Annotated in this window: 21 protein-coding genes; 10 read left to right on the forward strand and 11 right to left on the reverse strand. The window is 59.7% G+C overall.

The genetic code is table 11. The features are described 5' to 3' along the window. Nucleotide 1: 1 nt before the first annotated feature. From CKW14_RS12640 to CKW14_RS12650, 3 genes are all read left to right on the forward strand, one after another. A complete protein-coding gene (locus CKW14_RS12640) occupies nucleotides 2-568 on the forward strand; it encodes an RNA polymerase sigma factor (protein WP_095049803.1) in 567 nt (188 codons plus the stop codon). Next, entirely contained in the window at nucleotides 565-1,554 is a 990-nt protein-coding gene (locus CKW14_RS12645; protein WP_095125426.1) for a FecR family protein, read from the forward strand. The genes CKW14_RS12640 and CKW14_RS12645 overlap by 4 nt, the downstream gene beginning before the upstream one ends. Nucleotides 1,555-1,760: 206 nt before the next feature. Then, a complete protein-coding gene (locus CKW14_RS12650; protein WP_095125427.1) occupies nucleotides 1,761-4,190 on the forward strand; it encodes a TonB-dependent receptor in 2,430 nt (809 codons plus the stop codon). 200 nt (nucleotides 4,191-4,390) lie between these two features. On the opposite strand, the gene CKW14_RS12655 is transcribed toward CKW14_RS12650, so the two are convergent. After that, nucleotides 4,391-5,266: an AraC family transcriptional regulator gene (locus CKW14_RS12655; protein ID WP_095049806.1), complete on the reverse strand. Its 876-nt coding sequence runs from the start codon at nucleotides 5,264-5,266 to the stop codon at nucleotides 4,391-4,393. A 139-nt stretch (nucleotides 5,267-5,405) separates the two neighbouring features. Between CKW14_RS12655 and CKW14_RS12660 the strand changes: the two genes are divergently transcribed. Then, entirely contained in the window at nucleotides 5,406-6,308 is a 903-nt protein-coding gene (locus CKW14_RS12660) for a DMT family transporter (RefSeq protein ID WP_095049807.1), read from the forward strand. 19 nt (nucleotides 6,309-6,327) lie between these two features. Here CKW14_RS12660 and CKW14_RS12665 read toward each other — a convergent pair whose 3' ends face one another. The 4 genes from CKW14_RS12665 to CKW14_RS12680 form a co-directional block, all read right to left on the reverse strand. Next, nucleotides 6,328-6,837 (reverse strand): DUF2165 family protein, encoded by a 510-nt coding sequence (locus CKW14_RS12665; RefSeq protein WP_095049808.1) that lies wholly within the window; start codon nucleotides 6,835-6,837, stop codon nucleotides 6,328-6,330. Between the two features lie 148 nt (nucleotides 6,838-6,985). Beyond that, nucleotides 6,986-7,960, reverse strand: a complete 975-nt coding sequence (locus CKW14_RS12670; protein WP_095049809.1) for a D-glycerate dehydrogenase — start codon at nucleotides 7,958-7,960, stop codon at nucleotides 6,986-6,988. A 1,063-nt stretch (nucleotides 7,961-9,023) separates the two neighbouring features. Then, a complete protein-coding gene (locus CKW14_RS12675) occupies nucleotides 9,024-9,398 on the reverse strand; it encodes a DUF6124 family protein (protein WP_095125428.1) in 375 nt (124 codons plus the stop codon). 410 nt (nucleotides 9,399-9,808) lie between these two features. After that, a complete protein-coding gene (locus CKW14_RS12680; protein WP_007914118.1) occupies nucleotides 9,809-10,777 on the reverse strand; it encodes a LysR family transcriptional regulator in 969 nt (322 codons plus the stop codon). Nucleotides 10,778-11,053: 276 nt separating this feature from the next. Here CKW14_RS12680 and CKW14_RS12685 point away from each other — a divergent pair, with 276 nt between their 5' ends. The 4 genes from CKW14_RS12685 (at nucleotide 11,054) to CKW14_RS12700 (ending at nucleotide 15,953) form a co-directional block, all read left to right on the forward strand. After that, entirely contained in the window at nucleotides 11,054-12,553 is a 1,500-nt protein-coding gene (locus CKW14_RS12685; RefSeq protein WP_095049812.1) for an efflux transporter outer membrane subunit, read from the forward strand. A 140-nt stretch (nucleotides 12,554-12,693) separates the two neighbouring features. After that, entirely contained in the window at nucleotides 12,694-14,886 is a 2,193-nt protein-coding gene (locus tag CKW14_RS12690; protein ID WP_095125429.1) for an FUSC family protein, read from the forward strand. After that, the gene (locus CKW14_RS12695; protein WP_007914106.1) at nucleotides 14,876-15,076 is read left to right on the forward strand and encodes a DUF1656 domain-containing protein; all 201 of its coding nucleotides are present in this window, start codon (nucleotides 14,876-14,878) and stop codon (nucleotides 15,074-15,076) included. The genes CKW14_RS12690 and CKW14_RS12695 overlap by 11 nt, the downstream gene beginning before the upstream one ends. 10 nt (nucleotides 15,077-15,086) lie before the next feature. Next, on the forward strand, nucleotides 15,087-15,953 hold the full coding sequence (locus tag CKW14_RS12700; RefSeq protein WP_095049814.1) for an HlyD family secretion protein: 867 nt from the start codon (nucleotides 15,087-15,089) through the stop codon (nucleotides 15,951-15,953). Nucleotides 15,954-16,073: 120 nt separating this feature from the next. Here the strand turns inward: CKW14_RS12700 and CKW14_RS12705 are convergent, their stop codons facing one another. After that, on the reverse strand, nucleotides 16,074-16,472 hold the full coding sequence (locus tag CKW14_RS12705; RefSeq protein WP_095049815.1) for a DUF4440 domain-containing protein: 399 nt from the start codon (nucleotides 16,470-16,472) through the stop codon (nucleotides 16,074-16,076). Further along, nucleotides 16,469-17,839 carry an MFS transporter gene (locus tag CKW14_RS12710; protein ID WP_095049816.1) on the reverse strand — a complete coding sequence of 457 codons (1,371 nt, stop codon included), beginning with the start codon at nucleotides 17,837-17,839 and terminating at the stop codon, nucleotides 16,469-16,471. The genes CKW14_RS12705 and CKW14_RS12710 overlap by 4 nt, the downstream gene beginning before the upstream one ends. A 109-nt stretch (nucleotides 17,840-17,948) precedes the next feature. On the opposite strand from CKW14_RS12710, the gene CKW14_RS12715 reads away from it, so the two are divergent. Further along, nucleotides 17,949-18,830 (forward strand): LysR family transcriptional regulator, encoded by an 882-nt coding sequence (locus tag CKW14_RS12715; protein WP_095049817.1) that lies wholly within the window; start codon nucleotides 17,949-17,951, stop codon nucleotides 18,828-18,830. 109 nt (nucleotides 18,831-18,939) lie between these two features. Here the strand turns inward: CKW14_RS12715 and CKW14_RS12720 are convergent, their stop codons facing one another. After that, a complete protein-coding gene (locus CKW14_RS12720) occupies nucleotides 18,940-19,764 on the reverse strand; it encodes an SDR family oxidoreductase (protein WP_095125430.1) in 825 nt (274 codons plus the stop codon). 35 nt (nucleotides 19,765-19,799) lie between these two features. Then, nucleotides 19,800-20,264, reverse strand: coding sequence for a multidrug transporter (locus CKW14_RS12725; protein WP_095050988.1), 465 nt, complete (start codon nucleotides 20,262-20,264; stop codon nucleotides 19,800-19,802). A 178-nt stretch (nucleotides 20,265-20,442) separates the two neighbouring features. Between CKW14_RS12725 and CKW14_RS12730 the strand changes: the two genes are divergently transcribed. Beyond that, a complete protein-coding gene (locus CKW14_RS12730) occupies nucleotides 20,443-23,277 on the forward strand; it encodes an RHS repeat domain-containing protein (protein ID WP_095125431.1) in 2,835 nt (944 codons plus the stop codon). 282 nt (nucleotides 23,278-23,559) lie between these two features. On the opposite strand, the gene CKW14_RS12735 is transcribed toward CKW14_RS12730, so the two are convergent. Both CKW14_RS12735 and CKW14_RS12740 read right to left on the reverse strand, forming a co-directional pair. Further along, nucleotides 23,560-25,011: a mannose-1-phosphate guanylyltransferase/mannose-6-phosphate isomerase gene (locus CKW14_RS12735; RefSeq protein WP_095050986.1), complete on the reverse strand. Its 1,452-nt coding sequence runs from the start codon at nucleotides 25,009-25,011 to the stop codon at nucleotides 23,560-23,562. 207 nt (nucleotides 25,012-25,218) lie between these two features. After that, the gene (locus CKW14_RS12740) at nucleotides 25,219-25,875 is read right to left on the reverse strand and encodes an alginate O-acetyltransferase AlgF (RefSeq protein WP_007914291.1); all 657 of its coding nucleotides are present in this window, start codon (nucleotides 25,873-25,875) and stop codon (nucleotides 25,219-25,221) included. Nucleotides 25,876-25,882: the final 7 nt, after the last annotated feature.

The following is a 25,882-nucleotide window of genomic DNA, read 5'->3' on the forward strand; positions in this document are numbered from 1 at the left end:
AGTGCTGATCGGTCTGCCACCGGAATCCCGCGACGATGAGCCGCGTGGGGCACGTGCGCATTTTCTTCAGGTGTTCCTGTCCCAGCGTTCGCAAATGGAAGCGCTGGTAAACCGGCGCGTCGGTTGTCGGGCGACGGCGGCGGATCTGGTCCAGGATCTGTTTCTGCGTTTTTGGCGGCGACCGCTGGTGCAGGTCGAAGAGCTCAGCACCTATCTGTTGCGCTGCGCCGGCAACATCGCCATCGACCATCTGCGCAGCGAAGGCACGCGCACGCGGGTCAACGAAGGCTGGCAACCGGACGAGCCGCACAGCCACGGCAGCGAACCACAAGCAGCGCTGGAAGCGGGCAATGATCTGAAGTATGTCGAAGCGGCGTTGCGCGCCTTGCCAGAGCGCACCCGGCAGATCTTTTTGCTCAATCGCATTCACGGCCGCAAGTATGCGGAAATCGCCAAAGCCATGGGCCTGTCCCAAAGTGCCGTGGAAAAACATATGATGCGCGCCCTCGAGGCCTGCAAGGCCAGCCTGCGCGAACCCGCGCCACGCCTGCCAGGGAAAGCACCGTGAAGCCATCCGATTCCGTCATCCCCACGCCCGCGCAAGAGCAGGCTGCGTTCGCCTGGCTGAGCTTGTTGCATGACCGGCCGAGCGCGGGCGATCAACTGACCTTCAGCCAATGGCTGCGTGCCGATCCGGCGCACGCCGAAGCTTACGCACAGGCTCAGGTTGTGTGGGAGTTGAGTGAAGGCCCGGCGCGAACATTGGCCGATGAAGAAGCCTTCGCGTTGCAGGGTTACCTTCATGCGATGGACCGCCCGCGTCATTCGCCCGTTTTGCGCTGGTCGGGCGCGCTGGCGATGGCCGCGTGCTTGTTGCTGATGATCAGCCTTGGCACCGGTTGGCAGCCGCAGCGCTGGATCGATGACCTGGGCGCCGATTATGTCTCGGCACCCGGTGAGATCCGCACGGTGACACTCGCCGATCAATCGCAAGTGACGCTGGATGGCGACAGTGCGATTGCCGTGGATTTCAGTCATGGCGAGCGGCATGTGCAATTGCGTCGTGGTGCCGGTTTCTTCAGCGTCACACATACGGGGGATCCGTTTGTGGTCGCGGCGGAGAAGGGCGAGGCGCGGGTGCTTGGCACGCAGTTCGAAGTGCGACTGCAGCCTCACGGTGCGCAGGTTACGGTGTTGTCGGGGCGCGTTGGTGTGACGGCGGATCGTGATGCTGAGCAGCAAATTCTTACGGCCGGTCAGCAGGTCGCTTACGGTGACGGTACGGCAGAAAAACTGCATACGGTGGACAGTGAGGCGCAGTTGGCCTGGCGTCAGGGCTGGCTGACTTATTACAAGTCGACACTGGCTGATGTGGTGGAGGATTTGCGCCGTTATTACCCCGGGCGGATTGTGTTGCTCAACGATGAGCTGGCGGCGCGCAAGGTCAGTGGCAGTTTTCCGAGCAAGGATCCGCAGGCGGTTTTGAGTTCGCTGCAAGGGGTGATGGGGTTTGAGCAGCATCAGGTGTTGGGTCATCTGATTATTTTGCGCTGAGGCGGCTAAAGCCATCGCGAGCAGGCTCACTCCTACAGGGGAACGCATTCCAAATGTAGGAGTGAGCCTGCTCGCGATGGCGCCCGATCGAACACCACAAAAAATAATTTTCAAATGTTGGTGAGGTAAACATCAGCCCCATCCGTGTAGTGACTGAAACTGCGAGTCATTCGCATCCGTTGCGGTTCTACACAGGTCATTGAGCAATGAAGTCCAGGGCAAAATCGGGTTCGGTCAAACAATGGTTAGGCGTGTCGGCACTGAGCTTTTCAGCATTGGCGCTGTTGCCGCTGAGCGTCGCGCTCGCCGCTGAAACCGCCAGCAGTCAGGCGCAAAAGCAGTTCAACTTTTCCCTGGTCGCTAAACCGCTGCCGCAAGCCTTGAGCGACTTCAGCCGCGTCACCGGGCAGAGCGTGGTCTACACCGACGAAGCGCCCTACGGCCTTACAGCTCCGGCCGTCAATGGCCAGATGAGTGCTGAACAGGCACTGCAACGTTTGCTCAGCGGTTCCGGCCTCAACTTCCGCCGCACCGACAGCCACACGCTGGCGCTGGAGCCTCAGCCTACTGAAGGTGCGCTGAATCTCGGCGCCACGACCATCACCTCGACCCGCGATGAATCGATGAGCTACCAGCCACCGGAAACCAGTTCGGTGATGCGCTCCTCGGCCTCGCTTCAGGAAATCCCGCAGACCGTCAACGTCATCCCGGCGCAAGTCATCCGCGATCAGGCGCCGCGCAATCTGGATGACGCGTTGGCCAATGTCAGCGGCATCACCCAGGGCAACACCTTGGGTAGCACTCAGGACTCGGTGATGACGCGCGGTTTCGGTGACAACCGAAATGGCTCGATCATGCGCGACGGTATGCCGATCGTGCAGGGGCGTGGCATGAACGCCACGGTCGATCGGGTTGAAGTGCTCAAAGGCCCGGCCTCGTTGCTCTACGGCATTCAAGACCCGGGTGGCGTGGTCAACCTGGTCAGCAAGAAGCCTGAACTTACCCAATACAATGCGCTGACCTTGCGCGGCTCGACCTACGGCGAGGGCAAGAACGGCAGCGGCGGCACCTTCGACAGCACCGGCCCGTTGGGCGATTCCGGGCTGGCCTATCGCATGGTGCTCGACCACGAAGACGAAGATTACTGGCGCAACTTCGGCACCCACCGTGAAACCCTGATCGCCCCGTCGCTGGCCTGGTTCGGCGAGAGCACCAAGCTGTTGTTCGCCTACGAGCACCGCGAATTTCTCACGCCGTTCGACCGCGGCACGCTGATCGATCCACGCACCAATCACCCGCTGGACATCTCGCGCAAAGAGCGCCTCGACGAGCCGTTCAATAACATGGAAGGCCGTTCGGACCTGTATCACTTTGAAGCCGACCACGACCTCAACGACGACTGGAAAGCCCACTTCGGTTACAGCTGGAACCGCGAGACCTACGACGCCAGCCAGGTCCGCGTGACCGCCATCGACACCAAAAAGGGCACGCTGACCCGCAGCATGGACGGCACCCAGAACGCGATCAGCACTGACCGTTTCACCACCGCCAGTCTCGAAGGCAAGGTCAACGTGTTGGGCATGCAGCATGATCTGGTGTTCGGCGTCGATGACGAGTACCGCAAGATCTACCGCGAGGACTTGATCCGACAGAAAAGCCTGACCACGTTCAGTTACCTCAATCCGGTGTATGGCCGTGAAGTTGCCGGTACGACCGTCAGCGCCCCCGACAGCGCGCAGACCGATGAACTGCGCAGCGATTCGGTGTTCATGCAGGACTCGATTCACCTCAACGATCAGTGGATTCTGGTCGCTGGCGGACGCTTCCAGGAGTACGACCAGTACGCCGGCAAAGGCGTGCCGTTCAAGGCCAACACCGACAGCAACGGGCAGAAATGGGTGCCGCGCGCCGGTCTGGTGTATCGCTACACCGACGCCTTGTCGTTCTACGGCAGCTACACCGAATCGTTCAAACCCAACTCGACCATCGCCCCGCTGAGTGGCAGCAGCACCGTACTCGACGGCAGCATCGCACCGGAAGAAGCCAAGTCGTGGGAGCTGGGTGCGCGGCTGGACATGCCGGGGCGTGTCACCGGCAACATCGCGTTGTTCGACATCAAGAAACGCAACGTGCTGGTGGCCAATTCCGAAGGCCCGACGACGATTTACAGTGCGGCCGGTGAGGTGCGTTCGCGCGGTCTGGAAATGGACCTGACCGGTCAGTTGAGCGACCACTGGAGCATGATCGGCAGCTACGCCTACACCGATGCCGAAGTGACCGAAGACCCGGACTACAAAGGCAAGCGCCTGCAGAACGTAGCGAAGAATTCCGGTTCGTTGTCGGCGGTGTATGACTTCGGCAGTGTGATCGGCGGCGATCAATTGCGCGTCGGCGCCGGGGCGCGTTATGTCGGCGAACGAGCGGGTAACGCGGTGAATGATTTTGATCTGCCGAGCTATACCGTGGCCGATGCGTTTGCCACTTACGACACCAGGGTTGAGGGGCAGAAGGTCAAGTTTCAGCTCAATGTGAAGAACCTGTTTGATCGCACGTATTACACCTCGGCGGCGAGCCGGTTCTTTGTGTCGATGGGGGATTCGCGACAGGTATCGCTGTCCAGCACGCTGGAGTTTTAAGGCAAGATCAAAAGCCCCTCACCCTAACCCTCTCCCTAAGGGAGAGGGGACTGACCGTGGGATATTCGAGAGATACACCGACCTGAAAGTAATGCTTGGAATCCATAGTCGATTCGATTTTTCAGGTCGACGTATAGCGCCAGACACCTCGGTCGGCTCCCTCTCCCTCCGGGAGAGGGCTGGGGTGAGGGGAGAAGGGCTCAACGCAAAAACGCCTGCCGATACTCACCCGGCGTCCCGCCCAGAACCTGCTTGAACCGATTGGTGAAATGACTGGCGCTGGCAAACCCGCACGCCAGCGCAATCTCACCCAACGGCAACGCCGTCCCGCGCAACAACTCCCGCGCCCGGCTCAGGCGCCGCGCCAGCACATACTGATGCGGTGGCAGACCGAAGCTGGTGCGAAACATCCGCGCAAAGTGGTATTCCGACAGCGCACACAATCCGGCCAATTGACCCAGGCTGATCGGTTCGGCCAACTGATTGTCGATGAACTCCACCAGTTGCCGACGCTGGTGTGGTGCCAGTCCGCCCTTCAATCGCAAACCCTGACGCGCGCCGACCTGACTGAGCAAAGTGTGGCTGATCAACTCATGGGCGAGGCTGCTGGTTAGCAGACGCTCGGCTGGCTCGTCCCAATTCAGCGTCAGCAACTGCCGGAAGCGTTGCGCCTGTTGTGGGTCTTCGAGAAAGGTCTGCTCGCGCAACTGCATCTCGCGGGGTTCGCGATCGAGCAGCGTGACGCAACCGAGGGCGAATTGTTCGGCGCTGAAATACAGGTGCGCCAAGCGAATATCACCGTTGATCACCCAGCCCGACTCATGATCGGCCGGCAGGATGCACAACTTGTCCGGCCCGCCTTTTTGCCCAGGTTGATCGCGACGAAAAGTGCCGGTGCCACCGGCAATGTAGCAGGACAACGTGTGGTGGCTTGGCGCTTCGTAATCCTGTGCATCGTGGTGGTTGGTCCACAAAGCGGCAGACAAGCCGTCACCGAGCTCGGCGCTGTGCACCAGGCGTGCGTTCGGCGAGCTGTTCAACGCTTGAAAGACTTGCAGGGTATCGATGGTGGCCATGGTCGGTTCTCTTCAACGCCTTGCATCCTACTCCGTAGACACCGCGCTGCCAGCCTGCCGCCAGACAAAAGCGCAAGAATCTGCAAGCGCACAAACCTGGCTCGGGCAGACACTCAAGGCCTATCGAGGAGTGTCTGCCATGAACCTGTCGTTGTATTTGCTGACCGTGCTGATCTGGGGCACCACCTGGATTGCCCTGAAATGGCAGCTTGGCGTGGTGGCGATTCCGGTGTCGATCGTCTATCGCTTCGGGCTCGCCGCGCTGGTGCTGTTTGCGCTGTTGCTGCTCAGTCGGCGCCTGCAACCGATGAACCGCCGCGGGCATCTGATCTGCGTGGCGCAGGGCTTGTGCCTGTTTTGCGTCAACTTCATGTGTTTCCTGACCGCCAGTCAGTGGATCCCCAGTGGTCTGGTCGCGGTGGTGTTTTCCACCGCGACGCTGTGGAACGCGCTGAATGCGCGGGTGTTCTTTGGTCAGCGCATCGCGCGCAATGTGCTGATGGGCGGTGCGCTGGGGCTGTTCGGCCTGGGCATGTTGTTCTGGCCAGAACTGGTCGGGCATCAGGCCAGCCCGCAAACCTTGCTGGGGCTCGGCCTGGCACTGTGCGGGACGTTGTGTTTCTCGGCGGGCAACATGCTCTCGAGCCTGCAGCAGAAGGCCGGTCTCAAACCGCTGACCACCAACGCCTGGGGCATGGCCTATGGCGCGGCGATGCTGTCGGTGTGGTGCCTGGTCAAAGGCATTCCATTCGACATGGACTGGAGCCCACGTTACGTCGGTGCGCTGCTGTATCTGGTGATCCCCGGTTCCGTCATTGGTTTCACCGCGTATCTGACGCTGGTCGGGCGCATGGGGCCGGAGCGTGCGGCTTACTGCACGGTGCTGTTTCCGGTGGTGGCGCTCAACGTTTCGGCGTTTGCTGAAGGTTACCAATGGACAGCGCCGGCGCTGGTCGGTCTGGTGTTAGTGATGCTGGGCAATGTGCTGGTGTTTCGTAAACCGAAAGCAGTGGTGGCGCCAGTGCAGGGAAAGTTGGCATGAAATAAACGAGCGCTGAACGTCAGCGCTCGACTTTCAAGGTGATGTAAATCATCACCGGGAATATGAAGTCAACAATATGTCGTGCCCAGTCCTTGGCATTCCATGATTGCGAAGTGTCCATGTCGAACCATTCCACACCCACGGTTTGCAGGCAGACGTAATAAATGAAGATGGCCGCGAGTATGCCCATGATCGAGAACTTCTTTGCCTCATGGAATACCTCGGCAGGGGCATTGATATGGCGCAACAACTGATAGGTGCCTATCAGGCATAGCACGGTATAGGTGACTTCCAAAGTGATGATGAACCAGTAAATCCGATGATGAATCATCGGTGACTCGATGGCCCGATACTTGATGGTTTCGCTGGCAGTGGTGGTGTCCATGCTCAGGATGTGGGCCACGTAAGTGTAGTTTGAGTCATAGTCGGTGAAGTTGTGGATCATCACCAGCAGGCCAAAGAAACTGATGTAGGCCATCAATATAACTTTGCTGTAACGGATAAGTTTGTCGGTGGTCAGGGTGTTCAAGGTTTTCGCTCTCCGTAGTGCTTGTCGATTATCCGGCAGTGCGGGGGAGCTTATAATGTTGTTGTTTAAATTGGTTTGTTGTTCAATTTCAAGTTGTGTATAGCAATAACTAACGGGCAAGTGCGATGTTGCACTTGCCCGTGTTTTTTTATCCGCGCCAGACTTGCGGGTTAACCAGATCCTGTGGGCGTTTGCCGAGCAGGGCACTGCGCAGGTTGGCGAGGGCGCGATTGGCCATGGCTTCGCGGGTTTCATTCGTCGCTGAGCCGATGTGCGGCAGGGTCACGGCATTGCTGAGCTGGAACAGCGGCGACTCGGCCAGCGGTTCTTTTTCGTAGACGTCGAGGCCGGCGCCACGAATGCGTTTGTTTTGCAGGGCTTCGATCAACGCCGGTTCATCGACGACCGGGCCACGAGATATGTTCACCAAAATCGCGCCGGGCTTCATCAGCGCCAGTTCGCGATGGCTGATCAGGTGGCGGGTCTTGTCGCTGAGTGGCACGACCAGGCAGACGAAGTCGGCTTCGGCGAGCAGTTCATCAAGGCTGCGAAATTGCGCGCCAAGTTGTTGTTCCAGGTCGGTCTTGCGGCTGTTGCCGCTGTAGATAATCGGCATGTTGAAGCCGAAGTGGCCACGGCGGGCGACGGCGGCGCCGATGTTGCCCATGCCGACGATGCCGAGGGTTTTGCCGTGGACGTCACAGCCGAACAGTGGCGCGCCGACGCTGGCTTGCCATTGGCCGGCTTTGGTCCAGGCGTCGAGTTCGGCGACGCGGCGGGCGCTGCTCATGATCAGGGCGAAGGCGAGGTCGGCGGTGCTTTCGGTGAGCACGTCGGGGGTGTTGGTGAGCATGATCCCGCGTTCGTTGAAGTAGGCGAGGTCGTAGTTGTCGTAGCCGACGGAGACGCTTGAGACCACTTCCAGTTTTGCGGCGTTTTCCAGTTGTGTGCGGCCGAGTTTGCGGCCGACGCCGATGAGGCCGTGGGCGTGGGGCAGGGCTTCATTGAATTGGGCGTTGATGTCGCCGGCTTTTGGATTGGGGACGATGACGTCGAACTCTTGCTGGAGGTTTTCGATCATGGGCGGGGTGATGCGGCTGAAGGCCAGGACAGTTTTTTTCATCGTTTTTGGCTCTTGTTCGGGCTTGATACCAAGCACGCTAACATTTTTGTTTTGGGGTGTCTTGGCGGCCTTTGGGCCGACCATGTTCTTGGGGTTTTTGGGTGTATATCCGTTGCTTCGGGGGCTGCGGCTGGCGGTTTCGCCCTTACGGCGACTCACTTTTTTACAAGCGCCTAAAAAAGTAAGCAAAAAACGCTTGCTCCTACGTGCGGCCCGCTCGCTGGGGCTCGGGGTTCCTTCGCTCCGGGATTGATCCGGGCGCAGCGTCTACGGTTTGCTTCGCTGCACCTCCTCTCGCTGTGTTTGGCTTCGCCAAACGGTCGCTGCGCTCCCACGCCCGGATCAATCCCTCCACTCAGCCTTCCGACGTCGCCCTACAGATCAAGAGCTTCAGCCGAGCTAACGCTCATCCTGTTGAGTGGTGAAGAGCGCGGCGCGCTTGGCTTTGGGTTTGTGGTGTTCTTGCCCCTCACCCCAGCCCTCTCCCGAGGGAGAGGGGGCCGATTTGTGTGCTTTTCAAAACCTGAGTTCAACGCGGTATCGCACGTCGGCGTAGGTCTGCCAAACAACTCGGTCAGTCCCCTCTCCCTCCGGGAGAGGGCTAGGGTGAGGGGCTTTTGATCTGTTTCAGTGTCTGAGGGGCGACTCGGTATTTCATGTCGGCGTAGCTCACCCAAACACCTCGGTCAGTCCCCTCTCCCTCGGGGAGAGGGCTAGGGTGAGGGGCTTTTGATCTGTTTCAGAATCTGAGGGTCGACTCGATATTTCACGTCGGCGTAGCTCACCCAAACACCTCGGTCAGTCCCCTCTCCCTCCGGGAGAGGGCTAGGGTGAGGGGCTTTTGATCTGTTTCAGTGTCTGAGGGTCGACTCGGTATTTCACGTCGGCGTAGCTCACCCAAACACCTCGGTCAGTCCCCTCTCCCTCGGGGAGAGGGCTAGTGAGGGGCTTTTGATCTGTTTCAGTGTCTGAGGGTCGACTCGGTATTTCATGTCGGCGTAGCTCACCCAAACACCTCGGTCAGTCCCCTCTCCCTTTGGGAGAGGGTTAGGGTGAGGGGGTTTTAGCTGTGTGACGGGGATTGCGGGATCTCGTGGTTATCCAGCACGCGATTCACCGCCAGTTCAGCGAGCATGATGATCTGCTGAATCGCCAGAATCGTCCGCCGTTGCGGCAGGTCGATGTAGGCGGCGATGTCGCTGGTCATGAGGCTGGCTTGGGCCAGTGATTCGCAGGCGTGGACCAGCAGGCTTTCGCTGTCCTGTTCGGGGGCGACCTGGAACATGGTGCTGGGTTTGTGGAAGCGCAGGGTGAGTGCGTTGGGTTTGAGGTAGTGGTCGAGGGCGCGCTCGGCGGCTTCGTGGAATTTCTTCGAACCGGGGAATTCGTAGGGGGTGGTGTCGTCGGTTTCAGGTGGATTAGGCGTTGGTTTGAACATAGGAAACATACTCGTGGCAAGTTGAGTTGAAGCTGCCACTTTTCGTTTTCCAGGCGAAAGGGTGGCAGCTGTGCGCGGACTGGAAAAACCGGTCAACTCACCAAAACCGGCAGGCCCTAGGGCCTCCCGCGCACAGCCGCCATAACATTGCGAGCTAAAAAGCGCCGCAGTATGCCATGAGCTTTGGTAGTTGAAATCGGGTTTTCCAGACCCGGTCGCTGATGCGTCAGCGACACCCAAATCCTAGCCACCGCACTTCCGACGGACAACCTGCAAAACCTGTCGGAAACATCCGCGAAATCCCCGTTCTGTAGGAGCTGCCGTAGGCTGCGATCTGTTGATTTTTAAACATCAAGATCAAAAGATCGCAGCCTGCGGCAGCTCCTACGGGTTTCGTGGTGTGTTGAAAATCAGTTGGCGACGCGTGCGCCGGCGAGGCTGCCGCTGAGTTCGTAGGCGGCCAATTCGGCTTGGTGGGCGGCGAGAATCTCTGGCAGCGAGCCGCGCAAATACTCAACCCACGTCTTGATCTTCGCATCCAGATATTGCCGCGAGGGGTAGATCGCATACAGGTTCAACTCTTGCGAGCGGTAGTTCGGCATGACCCGCACCAGTGTGCCGTTACGCAAACCTTCGATCGCCGCATACACCGGCAACACGCCCACGCCCATGCCACTGGTGATCGCGGTTTTCATGGCGTCGGCGGAGTTCACCAGAAACGGCGAGCTGTTGATGGTGACCATTTCCTGGCCTTCCGGGCCGTCGAAGGCCCATTTTTCCAGGGGGATCACTGGGCTGACCAGGCGCAGGCAGGCGTGGTTGAGCAGGTCGCTGGGCTTTTGCGCGGCGCCGTTGGCTTTCACGTAGGCCGGGGAGGCGCAGACGATGCTGTAGGTGATGCCCAGGCGTTGCGACACAAAACCTGAGTCCGGCAACTCGCTGGCGAGCACGATGGACACGTCGTAGCCCTCGTCGAGCAGGTCCGGCACGCGGTTGGCCAGGGTCAGGTCGAAGGTCACGTCCGGGTGGGTTTTGCGGTAGCGGGCAATGGCGTCGATGACGAAGTGCTGACCGATGCCGGTCATGGTGTGCACTTTCAATTGCCCGGCCGGGCGTGCGTGGGCGTCGCTGGCTTCGGCTTCGGCCTCTTCGACGTAGGCAAGGATCTGCTCGCAGCGCAGCAGGTAGCGCTTGCCCGCTTCGGTGAGGGCAATGCGCCGCGTGGTGCGATTGAGCAAACGGGTTTGCAGGTGGGCTTCCAGGTTGGAGACCGCGCGCGAGACGTTGGCGGTGGTGGTGTCGAGTTGCACGGCGGCGGCAGTGAAGCTGCCGGCTTCGGCGACACAACTGAAGGCGCGCATGTTTTGCAAAGTGTCCATGTGGTGCTCTCAAGGGAGATGGCAAATTGTGACACGAAGTTTCGGGGGCTGAGACCCCAGACTTAAGGATTATCTCGTTAACCGTAACAAAGATTCACAGAAATCCCAGCTTATCGCCGTACGGGGCCTTCCATAGAATTGCGCCGATCCCTGTAGGAGCTGCCGAAGGCTGCGATCTTTTGATTTTGTTTTAAGGGAATCAAGATCAAAAGATCGCAGCCTGCGGCAGCTCCAACACGGGTTCTCGATCTACCCCTCTCTCAGGAATTCGCAGCTGTGCCGCGTCGCATCAACAGAGCGCTTTTGCCGCTCAGTGTTCTGGCTTTTACCCTGGGTCTTGGCGGCTGCATCTCAACGGACGGAATTGCCCCACAGGGCACGGCAATGGAGGCCAATACACTGGCCACCGACGATGCCATCGCCCACGCCGCCCGTGACGCCAACTGGCCTACCGCGCAATGGTGGCAAGCCTACGGCGACCCGCAACTCAATCGCTGGATCGACCTCGCCGTGCAGGGCAGCCCGAGCATGGCCATGGCCGCTGCGCGAGTACGTCAAGCCAAAGCCATGGCCGGTGTCGCCGAATCCGCCGAGTCATTGCAGATCAATGGCGAGTCGACCCTCAAACGCCACAACTGGCCGACCGATCAGTTCTACGGCCCCGGCGATCTGGCCAACACCACCACCTGGGACAACAACGCCGCATTGGGTTTCAGCTATGCGCTCGACCTCTGGGGCCGTGAAAGCAATGCCAGTGAACGCGCGGTGGATCTGGCGCACATGAGCGCGGCCGAGGCGCGGCTGGCGCAGCTTGAATTGCAGAACAACATCGTTCGCGCCTACATCGAACTGTCGCTGCATTACGCGCAGCGCGACATCGTCGCCGCGACGCTCAAGCAGCAGCAACAGATTCTCGATCTGGCGCAGAAGCGCTTGAACGGCGGAATCGGCACGCACTTCGAAGTCAGCCAAGCCGAAACGCCACTGCCGGAAACCCATCGTCAGCTCGATGCGCTGGATGAAGAAATCGCCCTGAGTCGCAACCAGATCTCTGCGCTCGCCGGCAAAGGTCCGGGGGCGGGCGCACAGTTGCAGCGCCCGACATTGTCCCTCGGTGCTGCGCTGAAACTGCCATCGGCATTGCCCGCCGAATTGCTCGGCCAGCGGCCCGATGTGGTCGCCAGTCGCTGGCAAGTGGCGGCGCAGGCGCGCGGTATCGATGTGGCGCATGCCGGGTTTTACCCCAACGTCGATCTGGTCGGCAGCCTCGGCTACATGGCTACCGGCGGGGGCGCGCTGGAGTTTTTGACCGGCAAGAAACTCAACTACAACGTTGGTCCGGCGATCTCGCTACCGATCTTCGACGGTGGCCGACTGCGCGCCGAATTGGGTGAGGCCTCCGCCGGTTACGACATCGCCGTGGCGCATTACAACCAGACGCTGGTGAATGCGCTGAAGAACATCTCCGATCAGTTGATCCGCCGCGAGTCGATGGACAAGCAGCAAGGCTTCGCCGCCGAGTCGGTGGCCACGGCGCAGAAGACCTACGACATCGCGATGATCGCTTATCAGCGCGGCCTCACCGATTACCTCAACGTGCTCAATGCGCAGACGTTGCTGTTCAAGCAGCAGCAGGTGCAGCAGCAGGTGCAGGCGGCGCGGTTGAGTGCGCATGCCGAACTGGTGACAGCGCTGGGTGGTGGGCTGGGGGCAGGCAACGATGTGCCGACCGCCGAGAAAACCCAAGCGCCGAAAACCCCGGTTCTCCTGCATTGAACACACATCAAATTGTAGGAGTGAGCCTGCTCGCGATAGCGGTGTATCAGTCAACAGAAATGTTGGATGTAAAATCGCCATCGCGAGCAGGCTCACTCCTACAGGTATCGCGTCTTGCCTGAATTCTTGAGCACAATTAAATGACCCCCTTGCCCGCACCTCTGCGCTGGCTCTACTCCCTGGAATGGCGCCGTGGTTTCTTCGACTGGGCGCGCAGCGATGGCGTGACCTGGGTCTACATCTTCAAGGTGTTGATCGCCGCATTCCTCACCCTGTGGCTGGCCATGCGCCTGGAATTGCCGCAACCGCGCACGGCGATGATCACCGTGTTCATCGTCATGCAGCCGCAGAGCGGCCAGGTGTTTGCCAAGAGTTTCTATCGCTTCCTCGGCACGTTGGCCGGGTCGGCGATGATGGTCACGCTGATTGCGTTATTTGCGCAGAACACTGAGCTGTTCCTCGGCTCGCTGGCGATCTGGGTCGGCATCTGCTCGGCCGGTGCCGCGCGTTGCCGTAACTTTCGCGCTTACGGTTTTGTCCTCGCCGGCTATACCGCGGCGATGGTCGGGCTGCCGGCGCTGGCGCACCCGGACGGCGCATTTATGGCGGCGGTGTGGCGGGTGCTGGAGATCTCGCTGGGGATTCTTTGCTCGACCCTGATCAGCGCCGCGATCCTGCCGCAAACCGCCAGCGCCGCCATGCGCAACGCCTTGTATCAGCGCTTCGGCGTGTTCGCGCTGTTCGTCACCGATGGCCTGCGCGGGCGCAGCAAAGCCGAGTCTTTCGAGGCCAGTAACGTACGCTTCATCGCTGAAGCCGTGGGCCTTGAAGGCTTGCGCAGCGTGACCGTGTTCGAAGACCCGCACATGCGTCGGCGCAACGGCCGATTGAGTCGTTTGAACAGCGAGTTCATGGGCATCACCACGCGCTTCAACGCGCTGCATCAGTTGCTTGAACGCTTGCGCGGCAACGGCGAAGAACATGTGGTTGCCGCGATCAGACCGGGTCTGCAGGATCTCGCCGAAGTGCTCGACGGCTTCAGCGGTCGTGCTCTGACCAGCCCCGACGCCGCCCGTTTGGCGACAGCGCTGGCGACCTACAAGGAGGGGCTGCCGGCACGGGTTCGAAGCTTGCGAGCAATCTTCCAGGAAACCGATCCAAGCGAAGCCGAGCAACTGGATTTCCACACCGCCTACGAACTGCTTTATCGCTTCGTCGACGACCTGCACAGTTATGCACAGACCCACGCGTCATTGGCCGATCACCGCCACGAACGTGAGCGCTGGGACGAGCCCTTCACCCCGCAAACCAACTGGTGGGCCGCAGCCGCGTCGGGCATTCGCGCCTCGTTCATTCTGGTGGTGCTCGGCAGTTATTGGGTTGCCACTGCGTGGCCAAGCGGTGCGACGATGACCCTGATCGCCGCCGCCACCGTGGGCCTGTCCGCCGCTACACCGAACCCGAAACGCATGGCTTTCCAGATGGCGTGCGGCACGTTTCTCGGTGCGCTGATCGGCTTTGTCGAGATGTTTTTCATCTTCCCGTGGATCGATGGTTTCCCGCTGCTGTGCGTGATGCTCGCGCCGGTGATCGTGCTCGGCTCGTTCCTCACCTCGCGCCCGCAATACGCCGGTGTCGGCCTAGGTTTGCTGATCTTCTTCAGCACCGGTTCGGTGCCGGACAACCTGACCATTTACAACCCGTACACCTTCATCAACGACTACATCGCCATGGTCATGGGCATGCTGGTGTGTGCCGCTGCCGGGGCGATTATTCTGCCGCCGAACAGTCGCTGGTTGTGGAAGCGCCTGGAGCAGGATCTGCGTGGTCAAGTGGTCTATGCGATCAGCGGCAAGCTCAAAGGCCTGGCGTCGAGTTTCGAGAGTCGCACCCGTGATTTGCTGCACCAGGCTTACGGTCTCGCGGCCGGGCAGCCGAAGGTGCAGAAGAACCTGCTGCGCTGGATGTTCGTGGTCCTGGAAGTCGGCCACGCAATCATCGAGTTGCGCAAGGAACAGGCGATTTTGCCGGTGCACCCGGCCTATGCCGAATCGCAACCGTGGCGGCAGGCAATCCGCGTGATGGGCCGCGCGCTGGTGCGACTGTTCCTGCAACCGAACGCCAGCAATCTCGAACGCGCACTGGTCGCGGTCGACCATGCGATCAGTCGCGTAGCGGCCACTGACGAACCGTTCGCGCCGCACTTCGATACCTCGGCGCTGCGTCGGGTGAAAAGCTATCTGCACTTCATCCGCACTTCGCTGCTCGACCCGCAATCTCCACTCGCTGCCTACGCCGTCGCCAAGCCCGAAGGACTTGCCCATGCCTCGTGAAATCGCCTTCCACGGCGTGTACATGCCGACCATGACCTTGATGTTTTTCATCGCTGCGGCACTGGCCTGGGCGGTGGACCGCTTCTTGTCCGGGTTCGATCTGTACCGCTTCTTCTGGCACCCGGCGCTGTTGCGCCTGAGTCTGTTTACCTGTCTGTTCGGCGCCATGGCGCTGACTGTCTACCGTTGAGAACATCGTGATGAAAAAGTTTTTCAGCCTGCTCGCAACCCTGTTGGTGCTGGCCCTGGCACTGTGGATCGGCCGCACGCTGTGGGAGCATTACATGAACACGCCGTGGACTCGAGATGGCCGAGTCCGCGCCGACATCATCAACGTCGCCGCCGACGTCACCGGTGAAGTGATCGATGTGCCGGTGCGCGACAACCAGTTAGTGAAGAAGGGTGATTTGCTCATGCAGATCGACCCCGAGCACTACCGCATCGCGGTCAAACAGGCGCAGTCGCTGGTCGCCTCGCGCAAGTCGACGTGGGAGATGCGCAAGGTCAACGCCCATCGCCGCGCCGATCTGGACAACCTGGTGATCTCCAAGGAAAACCGCGATGACGCCAGCAACATCGCCGACGCCGCGCTGGCCGATTACCAACACGCCCAAGCACAACTGGAAGCCGCCGAACTCAACCTCAAACGCACCGAAGTACGCGCGGCGGTCGACGGTTATGTGACTAACCTCAATGTGCATCGCGGCGACTACGCGCGCATCGGCGAGGCGAAAATGGCCGTGGTCGACATGAACTCGTTCTGGGTTTACGGCTTCTTCGAAGAAACCAAACTGCCCCACGTCAAAGTCGGTGACGAGGCCGACATGCAGTTAATGAGCGGCGAAGTGCTCAAGGGCCACGTGGAGAGCATCTCGCGCGGCATTTATGACCGCGACAACCCGGAAAGCCGCGAGCTGATCGCCGATGTGAACCCGACGTTCAACTGGGTACGACTGGCGCAGCGGGTGCCGGTGCGGATTCATATTGATGAAGTGCCGGAAGGTGTGCTGCTGGCGGCGGGGATTACCTGCACGGTGGTGGTGAATCAGAGCACGGTGGTTAACTGACAGACCGTGTGGCTCCTTTCGCGAGCAGGCTCGCTCCCACAGAGGTCATGCATTTCAAATGTGGGAGCGAGCCTGCTCGCGAATGGGGGCGACTCGGTATTTCAGACCAACACCGAGCAATCACTCAGCGCAAAACGTCTCCTGCAAATGCAGCCACAACACCCGCCCGGTTTCGAGTTTTTCAAACACCACGGTCGAACGCCGATCCGTGTGCACACCGCTCGCATCGCTTTGCTGTTCGCGGTAACTCAAGGTCGCGCCGCGCTGATGCAGGGCAATCACACGTAACTCACTGAGCTGGATTCTGAAACCTTTCTTCTGTCCGCCTGCGGCTCGGAACAGCAGGCGCAAGGCATCGATATCCAGCGCTCTGCCCAACGGCGTCACCATGGAAAAGCGTGGCGAAAAACGCGCCAGCAAGCGCTGCAGCGCGGCGTCATCTTCTTCTACGGCAAACCATCGTTCGATGGCTTCGTGCGCCTGGATCACTTCGTCCAGGTAGGGTGTGGCGTCGTTCATGCAGTTTTTTCCTCAAGGGCAGTCGGGTTCAATAGCGCGAGCACGTGGGTCGAGTCGAAACGCAGGACGGCGACCATCGGCAACAGCGTGAGCAGGGCGGCAGCGATAAAACAGGCTTGGAAACCAACACCGCCCAAGGCGCCCAGCAGTGAACCGAGCAGCGCCGCCGCGAGGCAGAAACCGAGTTGGCGATTGATGTTCCACAGGGCACTGGAGTGGCCCATTTTTTCTGGCGCGATACCAACAAAGGCCAAGGTCTGCGCGGTGACGCTGCACAGGCTACCGCCCAGCCCCATCAGGGCATAGGCGATGATCAGCGGCGTGCTGGCGGGTTGTTCGCTGCGCATCAGCAAAACGATGCCCAGGCATTGCAGGAGCATGCCGGCGCTGAGCAATGGCTTGGGGCCGAGGCGGTTAAAGCTGCGCTTGCCAAGCATGATCGCCACGCCCGAACCGACTGCCCACGGCAGCATCAGCGCGCCGGTTTGTGCCGCGCCGACACCGAGGTTGTGCAGGTACAACACTGCAATCATGTGGGTGCCGGTGAACACTCCCGGCACGCACAGGTAGATCAGCATCGCCACACGCAGCGACGGGTTCTTGATCAGTTGCAGGTCGAGGATCGCGCCGGGTTTGCGCCAGCCATCGCGCAGGTAAATGCACAGGGTCAGAAGGCTCAGCAGCAGGGCAATGATGCCGAGGTTACGGGTGTCGGCGTCGCTCAACAGACTGATGGCGATCAACAGTAAACTTAGCGCCGAGGCTGCCAGCAGCAGGCCGCGCGCGTCCAGCGTCGGGCGTTCAGTCAACGGTTGATCGGCTTTCAACCAGAGCAGGCCAAGCCCAAGTGCGAGCAGTGTCACCGGCAGATTCAGGTAAAAAATCCAGCGCCACGACAGCGCTTGAACGATCAGTCCACCGGCCGCCGGCGACAGTGCCGGCACCAGCAGCGCCACCAGCAACACCACTCCGGTGAAGTGCGCGCGTTGCGTCGCCGGGAACTGTCGATACGCCAAGGCCTGGCCCACCGGCAGCAGCAGTCCGCCACCGAGGCCTTGCAGCAGTCGCCAGGCAATCAGGCTTTCAATCGATCCCGCCTGCGCCACCAGTGCCGAGCCCACACCGAACAGTAGCAGCGAGGCGAGGATCAAGCGCCGCTCGCCGATCCGGGTCGCCAGCCACACGCTCAGCGGAATGATCAGCGTGAGGCCAAGCATGTAGGCGTTGCTGATCCACGCCAGTTGCGTGACCGAGGCGTGCAATTGTTGCGCGATGTCGGGGTAGGCGATGCTGGCGACGAACATGTTCAGCAGGTCGAGCGCGAAGCCCAACAAATACACCAGCGCGACTTTCGAACGATAAGCCATGGCAGCTTCCCTGTGATGAGACGTGCAGGGTAGGGCGCTTCTGGTCATAGGAAAACGCTGGTTTGGCTGCTAGTTTGTCAAAATTATTTTGACAAGGGGGGCTTTGGATATGGTCAGTCTGGATCGGTTTGACACCTTCAAAGCGGTGGTCGAGGCGGGATCACTCACGGCTGCTGCTGACACATTGGGGCAAACGCGAGCCGTGGTCAGTTTCAACCTCAAGCGCCTGGAGGAGGAGCTGGGCGTGACCTTGCTCACCCGCAATACGCGGCAACTGGCGCTGACCGATGCCGGTGAGCGCTTTTATCGACGCTGTTTGCGCACGCTGGATGAGGCGCGGCTGGCGATCGAAGAGGCGCGTTCGGAGCACGCTCAGCTTAAGGGCACCTTGCGCATCACCACGACTGTCGAATTTGCTCTGGCCCAGGTGGTGCCGGCGCTGGAAGTGTTTCGCCAGCAGCAACCGCAACTGAATATTCATTTGTCCACATCATCGACCCATGCCGATTTGATTTCCGAGCGGTTTGACCTGGCGATTCGTCTGGGGCGCATGCACGACTCCAATCTGCGTGCAGTGCAGTTATCGACGTTCGAAGTGTTTGCAGTGGCGGCGCCGGGGTTGGTCGAACGCTTTGCGCCGGTGGCCACGCTGGCAACGCTGGAGTCGATGCCGACGTTAGGGCATGGGCGGGTGCCGGAAATGACCGTGAGCGATCCGGCCGGTGTGGAGCATTTCTATCAGCCTAAACCGGGGAACACCGCGATTGTTGCGGATAACTCGGCAACGCTGCGGGCCTTTGCATTGACCGGGCAAGGTGTGGCGATACTGCCGCAATGGTTGATTCAGGACGATCTCGATGCCGGGCGGTTGCAGCGTTTGCTGGTGGATTACCGGTTTGCGCAGCAGGGGGTGTATGCGCTGTACCCTGACACCCGGCATTTGCCGCTGAAAGTGCGGGCGTTCATTGATTTCATGAAGGGCTGGGGATGAGTGTTGGCTGATCTGGCCTCTTCGCGAGCAGGCTCGCTCCCACAGGGGACCTTCGGCATGACAGATATCCAATGTGTGCGAGCCTGCTCGCGAAAGCGTCAACCCGGTCTCAGAGCTTTGCGCGCAACCCGAACCGCTTCATCAATGTCGACTCCAGCAACCCTTTAGGCAGCAACGCCGCCAACAACGGCAACGCCCGGCTGCCATTACCAATACGAACCCGCCGTGGCGGTTTGCTCTGCTGCACAGCCTTCAACAGTTCAGCGGCAAACTCACTGGCCGGGGTCGGCTTGTCCTGCGACGCCTTGGCCCGCGCGCGAATGCCCTCACGCAGTGGAAACCACGGCGATTGTTCATTGATCAACTGCTCAGCTTCATGCCCGGCGTTCTTGGCAAAACTCGACTGGATCGCCCCCGGTTGAACTTCCATAACGCGAATGCCGAACGGTGCGAGCTCCATGCGCAGTGCATCGCTCAACGCATGCACCGCCGCTTTCGATGCGCAATAGGCACCGGCGAACGGCGTGACCAGAACCCCTGAAACACTGCCGATATTCACCACCAGACCCTTGGCCCGGCGCAGCACCGGGAACAGCGCGCGCGTGACCCCGACAATCGAAAACACGTTGGTCTCGAACTGGCGTTGCATCGCCGGCACGCCGCCGTCGAGCAGAGGCCCCATGGCGCCATACCCTGCATTGTTGATCAGCACATCGAGGCCGCCGTGTTGCTGGTTGATCCGCTCGCCAAGCTGCTCCAGCGCCACATTGTCATTGACGTCGAGTTGCACGGCGGTGAACCCGGCCGACGCCAGCAACGCCACGTCTTCAGCCTTGCGCGCACTGGCCCAGACCTCGTAGCCAGCAGCTTTGAACGCATCGGCGAGGGCGCGGCCGATGCCGCTGGAACAACCGGTAATCAACGCAACGGGCATGGCGCTTTCCTTGTGCAAAAAATCGTGGGAGGGGATCAGTCGGAGAAACTACCTTGCAATCGCTCGGCGCGAAACTCCAGGGTTTGCGGGCGATAACCGGAGCGTAGCGGCGGCATCGGCAGGCAGTCTTCCCAGTCGCCGCCGGCCTGCAATTCGCCGGGGCCACGATAGCGCGGGGCGGTGTATTGGTTGTCGGCCAGATTGACCGTGTCGCCCGGCGCGTAGGCAGCGATGCGCCAGCGCAGTTCGGTCAGGGGCACGTCGTTGCCGTTTTTCATTTTCAGTTGCAGCGGACGATCGGCCGGGCATTGTTCCGGGGCGTAAGCGATACGCATCTCAAGACGCGCCAGTTGCTTGACCTCGCGGTTGTCCAGCCACACCACCCACATGGCCACAAAACCCAGGCCAATCGCCGCCGCCACCGAAACCGGCAAAGCTTTGGCCGGGTAGCGCAACAGCAGGATCAACCAGGTGATGACCAGCAGAATGCCGATGAACATGTTGGAACGCTCCTTGAGTTCGTGCACACCATCCTACCGAAGGGCTGTCGGAATGGACATTCGGCTGTCAAACCACTGCACCGTTGGTCGGGACTGTAATTTCTGACAGTTGGCATGTGCGCCTCGAGTTGCTTTGCTACTGGCAGACAAAAGGACGCTATGGTTGCGGAGGGATATCGTGGGCGTGCATAGCAAAACACCGTCACTGCTGGTGCGCGACCCGCGTGGACTGTCGATACGTACGGTCGATTATTGGTGCAGCGAAGAGATTGGCCCGGCTCAGGCTCTGGTGCACCGCACCTTTCATGATCCGGCGGGGCGGCCGGTCGCTCAGTGGGATCCGCGGTTATGGACCCTGCACGCAGACGATTCGCTGGTCCGCGCCAACCTGACCACGGTGTTTGCGTTGAGCCGACAAGTACTGCGCTCGGACAGCGTTGATGCCGGAAGGCAAATCGCCTTGCCCGGGCTCGCTCAGCAAGTGCTGTTCGAGTGGGACAGCCGCGGTACCTCGCGCGAAGTGCAATACGATCAGTTGTTGCGTCCGATGGTGGTATTCGAAGAAGGACAGACCCAACCGCGACGCTGCGTCGAACGTTTCCTGTACGGCCAGCCCGGCGTCGCTGACCCGGTCCGCAACCAGCTCGGGCAACTACTTCGCCATGACGACCCGGCGGGCAGCGTGTTGTTGGAAGCCTTTGCCATCAGCGGTCAATGCACTGAAAACATCCGGCAATTCACGCAGGATCCGGTGACTCCTGACTGGCCCGAATCGGTGGCTGAACGGAGCCGGTTACTGGAACCCGGCGAGGGGGCAACAACCCTATGGCGTTTCGGGCCGCTGGGCCAAGTGATCGACCAGCTCGATGCACGGGGCAATCGCCAAGGCAGTGAATTGTCACTCGATGGGCGCTTGCGGGCCAGTCACCTGCAATTGAAGCACCAATCTGAACCGCGAACGCTGGTGAGCGATATCCGCTATAACGCGCAGGGGCAAGTCGAGTACGAACGGGCGATTAATGGCGTCGTGACGACATTGACTTATCGACCCGAAGACGGTCGCTTGCTGAAGCGCTACGCCGCCAACAGCGCTGGTGAAGCATTGCAACATTTGCTCTATGACTATGATGCGATGGGCAACGTACTGAGCATTGAGGACAAGGCCCTGCCGATCCGCTATTTCGCCAATCAACGCATCGATCCGATCAGTCGTTTCAACTACGACAGCCTTTATCAGCTGAGGGATGCAACCGGCTGGGAGGCGGGCTCTGCGAGCCAAGGCCCAGCCTCCATTCAACGTTTCGATCCGGCGGCGCTGAGTAACTACCGCCAGACCTACCGCTACGACGAGTCCGGCAACCTGCTGGAGTTGACTCATGTCGGCGTGCGTAACGGTCGCAAGATGAAAGCCTCTCTTTTCAGCAATCGCTGTCTACCTTACAGAGATGATGTTCCGCCCACGGAAGATGAAATCACGGCGGCATTCGATCCCCGAGGCAACCTGCGGGCACTGGAGCCTGGGCGGCCACTGATGTGGAGTCTGCGTAATCAACTGCAGTCGGTGACTCCTGTGGAGCGGGGCGATGAGCGCAATGATGTTGAACAATATGTCTACGACGGTGGAGGCTTGAGGGTGCGCAAAACTCGCTCGTTGCAGACAAACATCCGTGGCCTGGTTTACGACGTGCGCTATTTGCCAGGACTGGAACTGCGCAGCAACACCGGTACTGCAGAACAGCTGCAAGTGATCATCGCCGAGGGTGTACTCAACAGTGTGCGCGTGCTGCATTGGGAAAGTGCACTGCCCGGTAGTGCCAATGACCATTATCGCTACAGCCTTACTGATCATTTGGGATCGACCAGTCTGGAACTGGGCAAGGATGCCCGGATTATCAGTCAGGAAACCTTTGATCCCTTCGGTGAGACGGCGTGGAGCAAGGACACCGAAGTCAGTTACAAAACCATTCGTTATTCGGGCAAGGAACGGGATGCGACGGGGCTGTACTGCTACGGTTATCGCTATTACATGCCTGGCTTGCAGCGGTGGCTTAACCCGGATCCGGCGGGTGCTATCGACGGTCTTAATCTGTACCGGATGGTGCGCAACAATCCGCTGACTTACAAGGATGCGGATGGAGCCGAAACCCGAAAAAAACAGGCCAACGGTTTATGGACGCCAGTGCTCGCGGTCGGCGCGGATCGTGACATTCCAGGGGCGGTTCCTGTTGATGCAGGTAAAGCGCACAACTCGGTGTCGTTCACCGCCAAAGCGACCAATATTCGTGAGGCGTTAACGGTTCCGCAATTCAGTCAACAGACCGTCAATACCGACTTGTTCATGCCCCAAAAGGCTGGGTATTCCAAGGACATCGCTTCGCAACTTGCGAAGAAGCAGGGTGGCGCCAGCTTGATATTTTCCATGCAGCGAATAAGTTACAGCGGCCCTGTACGCGGAGAGTTCAATGCGATCAAGGTTGTCGATATTCCTGGCGGGGAAATACCTGACCAATCCAGCGCCGTGTCAGGTTATTGGGTGGCTCAGGGTGGTTATATCGACATACCGATGCATCCAAAGGGGACCGAACCCGAATACGTTTTTACGCCCGGGTTCAGTGGTTGCTCGCTGACCGTCGATCAGCTGAATGACAACACTTTGAGGGTACGGCATGTTGAGGGTAATAAAGAGGCAGACCAATACAATCGCTTGTCATCAGCCGATCATGGAATGGGCATGAGTGTGGCCATGGAATACATGGACTATGGCTTCGATAATGAAGGTGGCAAGGTCGTAACCCAACTAACTGCTTTCGCTTTCATGAAGTACGAACCCAAAACCAAGTCTTGGGATATCCACTATCAGAGCAGTCAGGGGGCGGCAACGATCGGGGTTTATTCCAGAGAACGAAAACTGTTCGGAGGATCGAAGTCCTTTGCCAGTGTGATGGAGAAACCGAAGGTGCGAAGGACGATGAGCAAGCAAGCGGTTACCGTCCGCGCACGCCCACACGGGTAAAACAACTGCCTGAATCGATGTGGCGAGAGTCGCAAAGCATAAACATCAGCGCCGCGTAAAAATGTTGAATCGGGGAAAGAGATTTTCGCGCTCCTGTCCTCATGACTCAACACGGAGGAAAAAACTGTCAGTCAGCGATACTTCGTATTGATCAATCGGGACGCTGTCGAAAAAAGGGCAACACTGTTCAGCTCGGTAGCGTTTTAAAAAAAGCCCCCGCCCAACCCGCTGCGGATAGGGGACGCAGCGGGCTGGACGGGGGCTTCTTGTTTTATCGATCAGTTATTGCGCGATGGTTTTCACCGACACGCCGCGTTCGATCGGGGTGGAGCGGCCGTAGATATCTTCGAAGCGTTCGATATCGTCTTCACCCAGGTAGCTGCCCGATTGCACTTCGATAATTTCCAGCGGGATCTTGCCCGGGTTGCGCAGGCGGTGCACCGAGGCGATCGGGATGTAGGTCGACTGGTTTTCGCAGAGCAGGAACACGTTTTCATCGCAGGTCACTTCGGCGGTGCCGCTGACCACGATCCAGTGTTCGGCGCGGTGGTGGTGCATCTGCAGCGACAGGCACGCGCCCGGTTTCACCGAGATGTGCTTGACCTGGAAGCGCCCGCCCATGTCCACCGAGTCGTACGAGCCCCACGGACGGTAAACCTCGCAGTGGTTCTGGGTTTCGCTGCGGCCTTGCTCGTTGAGCGTGTTGACCATCTGCTTGACGCCCTGAACCTTGTCTTTGTGGGCGATCATCATGGCGTCTTTGGTTTCGACCACGACGATGTTTTCCAGACCGATCACCGACACCAGTTTGCCGTTGCCGTGGATCATGCAGTTCTTGCTGTCCTGAATCACTACATCGCCTTTGGTGACGTTGCCGTTGGCGTCCTTCTCGTTGACTTCCCACAGTGACGACCAGCAACCGACATCGCTCCAGCCAGCGGTCAGTGGCACGACGCAGGCGCGCTGGGTTTTTTCCATGACGGAGTAGTCGATGGAATTGTCCGGGCAGCAGGCGAAGGTGGCTTCGTCGAAGGTGATGGTGTCGGCGTCCTGATGGCTGCGCTCAAGGGTCAGCAGACAGGTGTCGTAGATGTCCGGGTCGTGCTTTTTCAGCTCTTCAAGGAAGCGGCTGGCGCGGAACAGGAACATGCCGCTGTTCCAGTAGTAACCGCCGGACTCCACGTACTCAGTGGCACGTTTGACGTCAGGTTTTTCGACGAAGTGCGAAACGCGGCTGACGCCTTCGGGCAGCAGCGAATCGCCGGTGGATTTGATGTAGCCGTAACCGGTTTCCGGTTTGGTCGCCGGCACGCCGAACAGGACCATTTCGCCGTTTTCGGCGGCAACGGTAGCCAGGGCCAGAGCACGTTGCAGGGCTTTCTGGTCTTCCAGTACGTGGTCGGCCGGCAGTACCAGCATCAGTTCGTCACGGCCTTCATTGACCAGCATCATCGCGGTCAGCGCCACGGCCGGCGAGGTGTTGCGGCCGAACGGTTCCATCAGGATGCGCTGGCATTCCAGTTTGCGATTGGCCAACTGCTCGTTGACGATGAAGCGGTGATCCTTGTTGCAGACCACGATCGGGGTGTCCATGCCTTCGAACACCAGGCGCTCGAGGGTCTGCTGGAACAGGGTGTGTTCGCCGGTCAGGGCGAGGAATTGCTTAGGGAACTGCTTACGCGAAAGCGGCCAGAGACGCGAACCGCTACCACCTGACAAGATCACCGGAATCATATTGTTTACTCCATAAAATCGATTGGTTAGAGGCACGAACGCTGTGTCGTTTCACTCTTGTTTTTGTCTCGTACCGAGAGGCCGCCGCATTCCCCTGTAGGAGCTGCCGAAGGCTGCGATCTGGTGATCTTGATCTTCAAAAACAAAGTCAAAAGATCGCAGCGTGCCGCAGCTCCTACAGGGGTCAGCGTCTCATCGGAAAAATAATTAGCGAGTCGATACCGGGCGTTTCACCCAGACTGGCGACAGGCTGCTGCCGCTGCCGGTGACGTACAGCACCGCTGCTTCACCACGCTCCAGCGCGACCGGTTTGACGTCGCCGACTTTCTTGTCGCCTTCGTACAGCGCCAGGCTGACTTTCACCGGGTTGATTTCACGTTCGCCACGGCCCTTGGCGGCCACGTTCGGCACCACGTCGGTCTTACCGTCGGCGGTCTTCAGGGTCAGCGGTTTGTCGCTGAGGTTCTGCACACGCACCAGGGATTTCTGCTTGTTTTTGAACGGCGGCTCTTCGATCAATTGCGGCGCGCCGGAAGCGTTGTTGACCAGGGTGTAGTAGTGGTCACCAGCCAGTTTCACCGGCAGGGTCTGGCTGCCAACTTTGGCGCTGTAATCACCGCCCGGCATGAAGCTGAAGTCACTGCTGGCCAGTGGCGCAACGTCGCTCAGGTTGGTGCTGCCGACAGTCGCGCTGACTTCAGCATTGCTGGCGTTATAGACACGCACAAAGGTCGAGCCTTTCGGTGCGGTCGGGCCGTACAGCGCGGCGTCGCCACCGGCGAAGGCAGGGACGGAAAGCACGCTGAGGCCAGCAACCAGTGCGAAGCTTTTAGCGAGACGACGAGGAGTAGTAGTGAAAGTCATGGTGTAC

Origin of the sequence: Pseudomonas sp. Irchel s3a12, from assembly GCF_900187485.1 — a bacterium.
GTDB classification, from domain to species: domain Bacteria; phylum Pseudomonadota; class Gammaproteobacteria; order Pseudomonadales; family Pseudomonadaceae; genus Aquipseudomonas; species Aquipseudomonas neuropathica.

Bases quoted from the DNA above. Each gene is read 5' to 3' on its own strand.
- CKW14_RS12650 (WP_095125427.1), top strand. From the start codon at position 1,761: ATGAAGTCCAGGGCAAAATCGGGTTCGGTCAAACAATGGTTAGGCGTG.
- CKW14_RS12655 (WP_095049806.1), bottom strand. From the start codon at position 5,266: ATGGCCACCATCGATACCCTGCAAGTCTTTCAAGCGTTGAACAGCTCG.
- CKW14_RS12660 (WP_095049807.1), top strand. From the start codon at position 5,406: ATGAACCTGTCGTTGTATTTGCTGACCGTGCTGATCTGGGGCACCACC.
- CKW14_RS12670 (WP_095049809.1), bottom strand. From the start codon at position 7,960: ATGAAAAAAACTGTCCTGGCCTTCAGCCGCATCACCCCGCCCATGATC.
- CKW14_RS12675 (WP_095125428.1), bottom strand. From the start codon at position 9,398: ATGTTCAAACCAACGCCTAATCCACCTGAAACCGACGACACCACCCCC.
- CKW14_RS12680 (WP_007914118.1), bottom strand. From the start codon at position 10,777: ATGGACACTTTGCAAAACATGCGCGCCTTCAGTTGTGTCGCCGAAGCC.
- CKW14_RS12690 (WP_095125429.1), top strand. From the start codon at position 12,694: ATGACCCCCTTGCCCGCACCTCTGCGCTGGCTCTACTCCCTGGAATGG.
- CKW14_RS12695 (WP_007914106.1), top strand. From the start codon at position 14,876: ATGCCTCGTGAAATCGCCTTCCACGGCGTGTACATGCCGACCATGACC.
- CKW14_RS12700 (WP_095049814.1), top strand. From the start codon at position 15,087: ATGAAAAAGTTTTTCAGCCTGCTCGCAACCCTGTTGGTGCTGGCCCTG.
- CKW14_RS12705 (WP_095049815.1), bottom strand. From the start codon at position 16,472: ATGAACGACGCCACACCCTACCTGGACGAAGTGATCCAGGCGCACGAA.
- CKW14_RS12710 (WP_095049816.1), bottom strand. From the start codon at position 17,839: ATGGCTTATCGTTCGAAAGTCGCGCTGGTGTATTTGTTGGGCTTCGCG.
- CKW14_RS12715 (WP_095049817.1), top strand. From the start codon at position 17,949: ATGGTCAGTCTGGATCGGTTTGACACCTTCAAAGCGGTGGTCGAGGCG.
- CKW14_RS12720 (WP_095125430.1), bottom strand. From the start codon at position 19,764: ATGCCCGTTGCGTTGATTACCGGTTGTTCCAGCGGCATCGGCCGCGCC.
- CKW14_RS12725 (WP_095050988.1), bottom strand. From the start codon at position 20,264: ATGTTCATCGGCATTCTGCTGGTCATCACCTGGTTGATCCTGCTGTTG.
- CKW14_RS12735 (WP_095050986.1), bottom strand. From the start codon at position 25,011: ATGATTCCGGTGATCTTGTCAGGTGGTAGCGGTTCGCGTCTCTGGCCG.
- CKW14_RS12740 (WP_007914291.1), bottom strand. From the start codon at position 25,875: ATGACTTTCACTACTACTCCTCGTCGTCTCGCTAAAAGCTTCGCACTG.